Raw genomic sequence first — 12,452 nt, forward strand, 5'->3', positions numbered from 1 at the left:
TAAATACATATTAAGATGAAAAATTATTGGACAACAAGAAGTGTAATGTTTTTCATCTTAATACTTATTTTACAAACGGCTACTTTTGCGCAAAATGATAAAAAATTAGCGCTTTGGTACGAGCAACCCGCAACCGAATGGACTAAAGCTTTACCTATAGGAAATGGTAGGTTAGGCGCCATGGTTTATGGTGGTGTACAAATGGAGCATCTTCAGTTAAATGAAGAAACTTTATGGACTGGTGGCCCGCATAATTACGATAACCCAAATGCTTATGGTCATCTTGCTGAGGTTAGAAGCTTATTAGAAGAAGGCGAATACATTAAAGCCGAAACAGAAGCTCAGAAAATGATGGGTATACCTGTTAAGCAAATGGCTTATCAACCTTTAGGCGATTTGTTTTTATTATTTCCGCAAGGTGAAAAAACACAAAATTACCGCCACGAATTAGATCTTGAAACAGCGGTAAGTACGGTTACTTATAATATTGGTTCAACAAAATATAAACGTCAAGTTTTTGCTTCGCACCCAGATCAATCTATTGTAATGAAAGTTGAAAGCAGTGCTAAAAACAGGGTGAGTTTCGATCTTTTATTAACTAGTCCGCATAATTCTATAACCCAAGTAAGTGAGGATAAGCAATTATTACTAACGGGACAATTAGGGACTCGGAAAGAACGTGGCTTAATTGGTGCTTGGGATGGTGAAGGCACCAAATTTGTAGCAAAAGTAAAAGTGCAAGCTGAAGGAGGAGAGGTTGTTTATCATCAAGATAAAATTTCGGTTAAAGATGCTAACTCTGTAACTTTAGTTTATGTAGCAGCTACAAGTTTTGAGTATTATAATGATGTTACTGGTAACCCTATAAACAAAGTGAATGCATATATGGATGCTGTTGATGGGAAATCTTTTGAAGAGTTATATCAACGTCATTACGAAGATTATAACTCAATTTTTAATCGCGTAGCCATTGATTTAGGAGGTGGAAATGATTCAACTAATTTACCAACCAACTTAAGGCTTAAAAACGTTTCAGAAGGTGGTTCAGATCAATTATTGGAAGAACAAATTTTTCAATACGGACGCTATTTAATGATTGCAGGATCTAGACCAGGAACGCAACCTTTAAATTTACAAGGTATTTGGAATGGTACTGTAAATCCGCCTTGGTGTAGTAAATATACTATTAATATCAATATTCAAATGAATTATTGGGTGGCAGAAGTTTGTAACCTAAGTGAATTTCATGAGCCATTTTTACGTATGGTAGATGAACTCCAGGCACCTGGAAAAAATACTGCCAAAACGCATTATAAAGCTAATGGTTGGGTAACGCACCATAACACAGATTTGTGGCGTGGTACGGCACCAGTTGATGGCGCACAATGGGGCATGTGGCCAACAGGAGGCGCATGGTTATGTCAGCATTTATGGGAGCACTATTTATATACAGGCGATAAAGAATTTCTTAAAAAAGCATATCCAATTATGAAGGGGGCTGCAACGTTCTTTTTTGATGCCTTAATTGAAAATAAAGATGGTAAATTAATTACCTCGCCTTCTATTTCGCCGGAGCATAGTCACGGTGGTACAACAAAAGATGGTCTTAGTGTGGGTAGAGATGGAACGTCGCTTGTTGATGGCCCTACAATGGATTTACAAATTTTAAATGATTTGTTTTCTAATTGTATTCAAGCTTCAGAGTTATTAGGTATTGATAAAGATTTTAGATTAAAAACTGTAGCAACCAAAGCGCGGTTAGCTCCAATGAAAGTTGGTAAGTTTGGGCAACTTCAAGAATGGCAGGAAGATTGGGATAATCCAGATGATCCGCACAGTCATGTTTCACATTTATACGGCTTATATCCAAGTAGTCAAATTAACAAATATGATACACCTAAATTATTTGATGCCGCTAAAACCTCTTTAACACAACGTGGTTTTGATGATGGCTGGCCTGGTGCATGGCGAATAAATTTATGGGCTAGAGTAGGCGATGGGAATAACGCCTATAAATCACTAAATAAATACGTGATACCTGGTTTATCTGAAAGTTTACTTAATAACGGAAGAGTTTTTCAAATTGATGCCAATTTTGGTGCTACGGCAGGTATTGCAGAAATGCTCTTGCAAAGTCATAATGGCGAAATACACATACTTCCAGCACTTCCGGATGCATGGGCAAATGGTTCTGTTAAAGGATTGCGCGCTCGTGGTGGTTTTGAAGTTGATATAGTATGGAAAAATGGAGAACTTGTTGAAGCTACAATTTATGCATCTCAAAAAGGAACATTTAATCTTGCTGTAAAAGGGGATTCTAGAGGTAAAGTGTCATTGAAGCAAGGCGTGTCAAAACGTATTAATTAAATAATTAATTAACCCAATTATAAAATGAATTATAAAGGTAAAATGCTAAAAAAAGGTGTCTCAATTCTGTTTTTAGTTTTATTTATTAGTTTGTCTGGTAACGCTAAAGATTTTTATGTTTCTCCTTCTGGAAGCGATAAGGCAAAAGGAACCTTAAAAAAACCCTTTGCAACCATTGCGTATGCTCAAATTAAGGTAAGAGAGTTTAAAAAACAATATCCATTAGAAGAAGTAACTATTTATCTTAGAGGTGGTAAATATTATTTATCAACTCCAATTGTTTTTCTGCCGGAAGATAGCGGTTCAGAAAAAGCGCCAATTACTTATAAAGCTTATAAAAATGAAAAGCCTGAAGTTTTAGGAGGTGTAAAGTTAAATGCTTTAGATTGGAAGAAATACGATAACAACATCTATAAAACCAAGGTGCCAAAAGATATGGTTTTTGAAACCTTATATGTTAATGGAAGTCAGCAAACGTTAGCGCGATATCCAAATTATACTGAAGACGCTCCTGCATTTAACGGTATTGCTTCAGATTGCTTGTCAAAAGAAAGAGTGGCAACTTGGGAAGATCCTACTTACGGCTATTTTCATGCCATGCATAAAGCGCTTTGGGGAGGTGTTCATTATCAAATTACTGGAAAAAAGAATAAAAGCGAAGTAATTCTAGAAGGAGGTACTCAAAATAATAGAGGAAGTAGTAAACATGCCGAGTATCGTTTTGTAGAAAATATCTTCGAAGAACTTGATACTGTTAATGAATGGTACTTAAATCGTAAAACTTCTGAACTGTTTTTCTATCCGGAAAAAGGCACGAATTTGAATAAAGCTGAAGTTGAAGTAGCGGCCTTAGAGCAATTGTTTGTTTTTAAAGGCACTATGGACAACCCTGTGAAATATATTTCATTGGAAGGTCTTACCTTAAAACGGACGATTCGAACTTTTATGAAAACAGCAGATCGTTTGTTAAGAAGCGATTGGACCATTTATAGAGGCGGTGTAGTGCATTTTGAAGGTACCGAAAACTGTAATATTAAAGATAGCGAGCTTACCGATTTAGGAGGTAACGCTGTTTTCTTTAATCATTATAACAAAAATAGCTTAGTAGAAGGGTGTCATATTTATAACGTAGGAGCAAGTGGTGTTTGTTTTGTTGGAGATATAAATACGGTATGGCATGAAAACTACAATATTGGAAATGCTCCAGAACTTAGTGAACTTGATTTTACTAGAGGGCCTAAAACCAATAATTATCCTCAAAATTGTCAAGTAGATAATAACTTAATTCATAATATAGGTACTGTTGAAAAACAAACCGCTGGCGTGCATATGAGTTTAGCAGCTTATATTACAGTAAGTAGAAATAGTATTTACGATGTTCCAAGATCTGGGATTAATATTAGTGAAGGTAAATGGGGTGGCCATATTCTAGAAAATAACGATGTGTTTTTAACCGTGCAAGAAACGCACGACCACGGCGCATTTAATAGCTGGGGACGAGATCGTTATTATACTAAAAATCGTGGTGCTGCCGGGGATAGAGTTGCTAAGCACGGGTATGATTTAGTAAAACTCGATATGATTGCTAAAAATATTATTAGAAACAACCGTTTTAGATGTGATCATGGTTGGGATATCGATTTGGACGATGGTTCTGCATGGTACGAAGTTTACAATAATGTATGTTTAAGTGGTGGCATTAAATTGCGTGATGGCATGTTGAGAACAGTCTATAATAATGTGACAATAAATAACTCAATGAATTTACACGTATGGCTTAAAAATAGCGGCGATACCATTCGAAACAATATAACAACACATGGGTATATTCCAATAGGTATGCGAAATTGGGGGTCGTTAATTGATTCTAATTTATTCTTTCAAAAAGCGTCATTAAATAAAGCGCAAACCTCATATAAAACTGATTTTAATAGTGTTTTTGGTGATCCTATGTTTGCAGATGCTAAAAATGGCGATTTTACAGTTACCAATACAATATTAGCAGAAAAAATAGGTTGGAAAAATTTCCCAATGGATGAGTTTGGGGTACAAAAACCAGCTTTAAAAGCGATTGCAAAAACACCTGAAATTCCAGAAATTGAACTTTCTCCCGATGAGGAAATCCCAGGAGTAGAATATATGGGTGGTGTTATAAAAAATATTGTAAATGATGGAGAAAAATCAGCTGCAGGTTTACCAGATTATAAAGGCGCCAAAATTGTAAAAGAACTTACTAAAGGTGTCTTTTCTGTATTAAAACTGCAAGATGATGATGTGGTTTTAAAAATGGACAATGAGGATATTACGAATATCGAAGATTTTATGACTCGTATGGCCAGTGATAAAATATATAAAACAATTAACGTATGGCGCTTTCAGAAAATGCTTGTTTTGGATTTACCAGACCCTGCAGATTGTAATGTTCCTATGTTGATTAATAAAAAGAAATGGAAATTAGTATCTACAGACAGTGAGGCAGCACCAGATTATTCGGCTAAAATGGCATTCGATAATAATACTCAAACCTTTTGGCATACACAATTTGAACCAACAGAACCTGCTTTTCCGCATGAAATAGTAGTTGATATGAGCCAAGAACAGGTTTTACATTCATTTGAATTTGTACCACGTCAAGGTTCGTCGCATCCAAGAATTAAAGATTATCAGTTATTTATTTCCATCGATGGAAAAAATTGGGGTAAGGCCTTATTAAAAGGAACATTTAAAGATTCAGAAGATGTTCAGAGTTTTGAAATTAATAAAGTAAAGGCGCGGTATTTTAAGCTTGAAGGATTGTCTGGCTACACGCGTAATGCAGCTTCAATAGGTGAGGTTTCTTTTTATGGAACCTGTGTGATTGATAAATAATAACACTAAAGTGTCTAAAAAATGCGTATTTATAATTACTACCTGTTTCTGTGTATTGTCATTTTTATAAACTTGTTTTCCTATGCTCAAGAAAAAGACCTGTCATGGGAGGCATTAAGTGAGCAATATGAAGTGCCTGAATGGTATACCGATGCTAGGTTTGGGGTTTGGGTACATTGGGGTGCGCAAACTGTCCCAGAATATGGTGGAGGTTGGTATGCCAGACACATGTATATGCAAGATGTAGGTAGAGAGACTTTTGGTAAAAATGCTTATCCTTATCATCTTAAAACTTTTGGTCATCCATCTAAAGTTGGTTATAAAGATGTTATCCATAAATGGAAAGCTGAAAATCTAGATACAGATAAATTACTTAAATATTTTACTGAAGATTTAGGAGCCAAATACTTTATGGCCTTGGCACATCATCATGATAATTTTGATAATTGGAATTCAACTTTTCATGAATGGAATTCTGTAAATGTGGGGCCAAAGCGCGATGTTATTGGTGAGTTTAGTGCGTCTGCTAAAAAATATGGTGTACCTTTTGGTGTAACCACGCATAATGAACGATTTTTTGATTGGATGCAACCTGTGTTTGGAGCCGATACATCTGGAGTTTACAAAGGTGTGCCTTATGATGGATATTTAACAAAAAGAGATGGCAAAGCCAAATGGTGGGAAGGTTTAGATCCAGAAAAACTTTATGGCTTACCATCTGAAAAAAGAACGACAGAATGGGAAGAAGCTTGGAAACAAAATTGGTTGCTGCGAATGCAAGATTTGTTAACAAAATATGATATAGATTATATGTGGTTTGATGGTCGTGGTTTTCCTTATGGAGAATATGGCAAAGAAGCCTTTCGTACGTTTTACAACCATAATCTAAAAAAGAACGGTAAAATAAATGCTGTAATAGCAGGGAAAATACCAGGACGAGATCCAGGGATTCTTCATGATATTGAACAAGGGGTGGAATCTACCATTTCACCTGTGCCTTGGCAAAGTATCTGTTCGTTTACCCATTGGTTTTATAAAAAAGATGATCCATCTAGGCATGATGCCAGAAGCACCATTGAATTATTGATTGATGTTGTGAGTAAAAATGGAAATTTTGTACTTAATGTAGAGCTGCTTCCCGATGGGGCAATTCCGCAAGAACATAAAATTATTTTAGATGAGTTTGGAAGTTGGCTAAAACTCAATGGTGAAGCCATTTATGCAACTTCGCCATGGAAAATACACGGCGATAATTTGTACTCAAGTAGTTTGATTGATAATGCAGAAAATTCGAATTTAGCGAACACTGATCAAGTTGCTATTAATAAAAAGAAGAGCAAGCAATTTAATAACAGAACAAAAGGTAGTCCACCTTATGGACAAAATGAGGTTCGATTTTCAACAAAAGAAGATGTTTTATATATGTTTGTCTTAAACCCTGTAGAAGGTGAAATTAAAATACCATCTCTTGGATTAAATTCAAAGTATAATCCTAAACAGATTAAAGCTGTCGAATTGATTGGAAGTCATAATGCCATTGAATACACGCAAAGTGAAGATAGTTTTATATTGCATGTTCCTTTAGAAAGACCAAATAAATACGCTGCAGTTTTTAAAGTAAAAGGCGTATTATAAGTAATAAATTTGTAGAGCTAATTTCAAATTTCAGGGTTAAAAATAACAAAAACAGCATCAAATTAATTTGATGCTGTTTTTGTTTTGTGTTTAAAAATATGCCTAGTTCTTAATTAGCTTTTTTACCACGGTACCTTGTTCATTTTGGAATTTAAGGAAATGGACGCCCGAACTTAGCTGTTCTATATTTAATTCCTTTAAGTTATTTACAATATTGGTTTTTAGTTCTAAAACTCCTTGAATATTATAAACCTTTAATGAGGTGTTACGGGCGTTAGTAATATTTACGCTATTTGTTGCGGGGTTTGGGAATAGGTTTATTTGGTTAAACGAAAAATCGGCAACACTTAAGGTGTTATCAAAAGCTACCCAATCAAGATTAAAAAGATAACCGCTACTTCCTGTAAAAACAAGATATAAATCGTGAACTCCTGCTGTGCTTGTAATTGCTGCTTGTGTTGTTTGATAATTATTCCAATTTCCAGTAATAGCAATAGGAATGGTTCCAATTAGTGTGCCCGTAGTACTACCAAGTCTTACCTCTATATCTCCACCAGAACCTTTACTAGAAGCTCGAGCTTCCACTAAATTCATGTTTGTTAAATCGATATCCGTATAAGCCACCCAGTCATCATTATTTATAAAGCCAATATTTTCACCTTCATTCTCTATTCCAGACATAGAATCGAAACATTCGGCCTGAATTAAATCAACCGTTTTTTGGCATGCGGGAAATTCGCATTCATCGCTTTCAATAACTATATTGTTAGTTCCATTATCTATAACTTGGCCTTCTCCACAATTTATAATTGTATTTCCTTCTGCTGAGGCTTCAAGGACAATTGTGTATTCAGTCTCATTTAGTATTCTTGAACTACTTCCCGTTACTACAATGGCACGTTCTTCATCTGTATCTAAAGGCCCATCAGCTCTATGAAAAACCAGTTTATGTCCATTTCCTTTAACATCGGCAATATTATGAGTACCTACGGCATGCGGACTAGGAAGGATAGTCCATTCTGCATCGTATCCACTTTTATTTCCAGCGAAATCACAGAATTCTTCATATGCAAAATTTCCAAAAGAATTTGTGATAACACCATTATTCGACATGTTAAAATTAACATCTCCACAATCAATAGATGTTGAGTTTGAAACACTAGATTCTGAAGATAAATATAGTTTTATACCGCCTCGCATTTTTTTAACTGTGCAATTTTCTACAGTAGCACTACCACCGCCATTATACATTCTAATACCATCTTCACATAAAGAAATAACATCGTTAGGATTAATATCATTACCATCGTTATCTTTATAGCCATTTCTTCCTGGTAAACTATTTGGCCCTTCTGCTAGTATTTCACTTCCGTGTCTTACTACGCCTTCAACAAGGCAGTTTTTAACAATGGTATTTGCAGCAGGTTCTCCAATAAAAATACCATGACCAAACACTTGCATTTGAACTTCGCAACCATCAATAACCGTATTTGGACCATTAATTTGTATGCCAGCACGTTTATCTAAACCATAAGTATTACCAGCACCAATACCAAACAAACTACCATATCCGTAAGGAAAAGATCCGCGAACTGTCATTTTTGTTCCAATTATAGTTGTGCCATCGGCATCTCCTGTTATTTTAATATGAGGGTCTGCTCCGTACGCCAAGTTAGTTCTATCATTATTGTAAGCCTCAAAATCGGTTACTTCCGTCATATCGTTGTAATATGTGTTTTCAAAAGTACCTCCTGTTAAAGTAACGTTATCACCTTCAATTAAAAAGTGTGCTAATTCAGAAGATCCTACTGGAAAATCGATATATACTCCTGTTAAATCAATGGTGTTGTTTGATCCAGAGCATCGAATATCTCTTTCACTTGCTGTAAGAACTTCAATATTATAGTTTCCTGCCGTCATTGTAATGTTTTGATTGCTGTTTTGTACAGCGGCACGTAGTTCGGCTAGAGTATTTACCACAGTTTGTGCTTGTATAGGTCCCAATATAAAAAAGAAGATGGGAAGCATTACAGCTCCAACTATATTTTTAGTTTTCATAATATTTTAGTTCTATTAATTTGAAAAACATAAGCAGGTGGTATAATAGATGTTTAAGTATCTAAAAAACACCTGCATTTTGTGTTTATAACTTAATTAGCTTTTTCACAATAGTACCTTGGTTGCTTGTGAATTTTAGGAAGTGGATTCCAGAACTAAGGTTTTCAAGTGAAATAACTTTTTCGTTTTCTGAAATAATTAGTTTTGACTCTAATACTCCGTTTATGTTATATATTTCTAGTCCTAAGTTATAACCGTTAGAAATTGTAATTTGGTTTGTTGCCGGGTTTGGATAAAACTTTATATGTCCTAATGAAAAATTATCAACACTCAAGGTGTTTGTTCCATACACTTCAACTTCGGCAAGTTGTATGCCTCGTTCAGAAGTTTTTGATATTTTAACAACCTTTCCAACAATGGTACCTACATCTATAGTTAATGAAGGGTTTGGATAGTCTACATAAGTTTGGGTGAAGGTAACATCTCCATTAGCATTGGTTACCTCTACAGTAAAATTATTTAAATTTGCAGTATAACTGCCACCTGTTCTGTTGTAAATTACAATTTCCCAGATAGTTTTGTCTGCGCCTAAATCAACTTGCCACCATTTAAGAGAGCCATCCGTTCCGTGCTCCGTATGAGATACTGAACCAGAACCAAAATTACCATTGGTATTACCATCATTTGCTCTGCCAGCAGCACCTTCGTAAGCTGTTGTAGACTGCGAAGCCACACCGCCGTTTGAAGCTAAGGCTAGGTTAATTAAATCTGGTTTTTCTAAATGAAACTCAAACCAATCTAAATTGAATGCGCCATTCCCAAAATATAAGTAAACTTCGTGGGTACCAGTAACATCTTGAAGTAAATTTTCTGTTACTTGCTTCCAAACTTCCCATCCACCTGTTTTAGGAACAATTGTTCTAGCAATCATGGTACCTTCTATAGGATGATCGAGCATAACATTTATAAAACCGTTTTCTTCAGTTTCATCGGTAGGATACCCTGCTACATTAAAAGTGATTTGTGTTGGGGTTACAGAAGTGAAATCCATACTGCCATATCGAATCCATTCGTTGTCGTTAATACCACCAAGATATTCATTGTTTATAGGTACCACTCCAAACATATCACAGTATTCTAATGCATCTATTTGAGAATAGGCATTGTAAGTAACGCCGTTACATTCATCATTATTAAAAAAGAAATTATCCATATTTAAAAAGGAAGTGCCTGTGCCTTTAAATACAAAGTAAATGTCATGTGTTCCTGTAATATCGTTAGCGGTGTAACTAGAGAAAACTTCATAGTTATCATCGCTACCCGTATTTTCGATAACTACCGTTGTTAATAGCGTACCATCTATGGCACCACTTCTAACCTCAATAGTTCCACCACTTGTTGAAGATGCTAATATTTCAATTTCGTTGTAAACATCGTCATACATAAAATTTACATTATTAAATCTTATATAATCGCCATCATCAATATCACCTATTGATTGATTAAAAATAGATAAATCATTAACTGTTATTCCTGATGATTCACAAAATTTTTCTGCACTTATAGGAAGGACAGGGTTATAGGTTGCGGTAGAACAGTTGTCTTGATTAAACGATAGTTTATCTAAACTAAATAACCAACCTGTTTCGCTTCCACTTGTGTTGAATACAAAATATATGTTAGTTATACCGTTGATAGTTTCATTTAAGTTAGCAGAAAACTCTTGATGAGTTGAGGTGCTCGTAATAGGAATGGATGCCAACAAATTTCCCGTATTACTGCCGTCTCTAACTTCTATAAATACATCATTATATTCGCTATTTACAGTTGCTTTAATCGAAGTCATATTTGTTAAATCAATAGCATCAAAACTTATCCAGTCTCCGGCACGTATTCCATATATTTCGTTCTCATTCGGATCACCATTTATTTCTCGTGTTGCTATTCCAGACATATTATCATAACATTCTGCTTGAAGGTTTTTAGCGATATTATTGCATGTTTCTATGGTAGGACAATCTGTTAATTGAGTTACAGTATTACTTGTGCCATTGTCTGTAACTTGACCACAAGAATAAATTTCGCAATTTGAAGCACTTTCTAAAAAAAGCGGATATGGTGTATTATTTGTTAATGTTATATTACTAGCATTTCTAGTAGGAACTTGTGCATATTCGTTTTCTGGAAGACCAGTATAATCGGCTGGGTCTAAAAACCTGTTTGCAGGTCTTGTACCACCTAAAACAATTTTAATATCAGGGTTATAGTACGTTGTGCCATCATGTATTGTTATGTTATGGCTGTTTCCTCCAGCAAAAAAATAAGGGGTGTTTCCAATTTTAGGAATATAATTATCTAAAATAGTAACCTCGTAAGTAGCGTTAGATCTAGAAATATCTTCAGATAAAATAGGACCAACGGATGCATCTGCAAAACAATTTATTACATCACCATCATTACCTAGCCAAAAGCCACCTTCGCAGGCTAGTGCAGTACAATTTTCAATTCTTTTATTGTCACCACCTTCGGCGCCTGTGTTTACACCTACACGCATTTTTACAATGGTGCAATCTATAACAGTGGTGTTTAAAGTTTGTCTTTCTTCACCAGTATGATTACCTTCAGAATCAAATACTCCACCTCCTGAGTATGCTCTAATTCCGGCTTCTTGTAAACTAAACGTATAATCACTTGTATGGTCTCGTAAATCAAAACCCCAAACCGTTAGGTAGTCAACAATATCTGCAGGAGAATCAGTGCCCTCTTCTTGCAGCATTTCTCCAACGGTTCTTAGTTCGCCTTCTACATAACAGCCTTCAATTATGGCATTATGAGAACCTTGTACAAAAATACCATGGCCATAAGCCCGCATTAAAATGGTGCAATTTTTTAAGTGGTTTCTATCACCTCTAACCAACATACCTGCATGTTTATTATGAGATATTACAGAGCCTCCACCTTTACCAAAAGTATCCCCATATCCGTAAGGAAACGAGCCTCTAGTGGTTGTTTTAAAACCTTCTACTAAGTTATCGGCACCATCTAGATGGAGCGTAGTAGCTCCTTTTGTAGGGATGGTATTCCCAATATCTTCCAAAGTTAAATTTTTGTATGTGTTACGCATTCCTACTGGCCAAAACTCAAGAACATCAATGTTTCCATATAATGTGAAAATTTCAGTATCAATTTCAAACTTTACACCTGTAAAATCAAATGTACAGTCGTTTCCTGTAAATAATAATAATCTGGCATCATCAAATAAATTACCAGGACCACAATTGTCGGTATTAAAATAATAGGTTCCTGGAGTCATTTTAAAGTTACCTCCATCCGTATCTAATTCGGCTTTTAATTCGGCCAACGAATTAATTATGGTTTGTGCTTGTAGATTTCCCATTAAAAAGAACATGATTGGAAGTAGTGCAAATAGTAGTTTTCTTTTCATTTTTAATATAGTTTAGTTGTTCTTCAAAATAAGTTATAAAAAAGGTGTGAATTTGTGATTTATGAGTCATACTGTTTAA

5 protein-coding genes are annotated in these 12,452 nt (G+C 35.2%); 3 read left to right on the forward strand and 2 right to left on the reverse strand.

What is annotated here, in order from left to right:
- Positions 1-15: 15 nt before the first annotated feature.
- Genes AAFN75_RS11280 through AAFN75_RS11290 form a run of 3 tightly spaced genes read left to right on the forward strand, consistent with a single transcriptional unit; the run spans position 16 to position 6,870 of the window.
- Entirely contained in the window at positions 16-2,367 is a 2,352-nt protein-coding gene (locus AAFN75_RS11280; RefSeq protein WP_411806408.1) for a glycosyl hydrolase family 95 catalytic domain-containing protein, read from the forward strand.
- Between the two features lie 24 nt (positions 2,368-2,391).
- Entirely contained in the window at positions 2,392-5,235 is a 2,844-nt protein-coding gene (locus AAFN75_RS11285) for a discoidin domain-containing protein (protein ID WP_411806409.1), read from the forward strand.
- A 21-nt stretch (positions 5,236-5,256) separates the two neighbouring features.
- Positions 5,257-6,870 (forward strand): alpha-L-fucosidase, encoded by a 1,614-nt coding sequence (locus AAFN75_RS11290; RefSeq protein WP_411806410.1) that lies wholly within the window; start codon positions 5,257-5,259, stop codon positions 6,868-6,870.
- 102 nt (positions 6,871-6,972) lie between these two features.
- Here the strand turns inward: AAFN75_RS11290 and AAFN75_RS11295 are convergent, their stop codons facing one another.
- Both AAFN75_RS11295 and AAFN75_RS11300 read right to left on the reverse strand, forming a co-directional pair.
- Positions 6,973-8,928: a carbohydrate-binding protein gene (locus AAFN75_RS11295; protein WP_411806411.1), complete on the reverse strand. Its 1,956-nt coding sequence runs from the start codon at positions 8,926-8,928 to the stop codon at positions 6,973-6,975.
- Positions 8,929-9,013: 85 nt separating this feature from the next.
- On the reverse strand, positions 9,014-12,373 hold the full coding sequence (locus AAFN75_RS11300; RefSeq protein WP_411806412.1) for a carbohydrate-binding protein: 3,360 nt from the start codon (positions 12,371-12,373) through the stop codon (positions 9,014-9,016).
- Positions 12,374-12,452 lie beyond the last annotated feature (79 nt).

The organism is Algibacter sp. AS12, from assembly GCF_046736315.1.
GTDB classification, from domain to species: Bacteria; Bacteroidota; Bacteroidia; order Flavobacteriales; family Flavobacteriaceae; genus Algibacter_B; species Algibacter_B amylolyticus.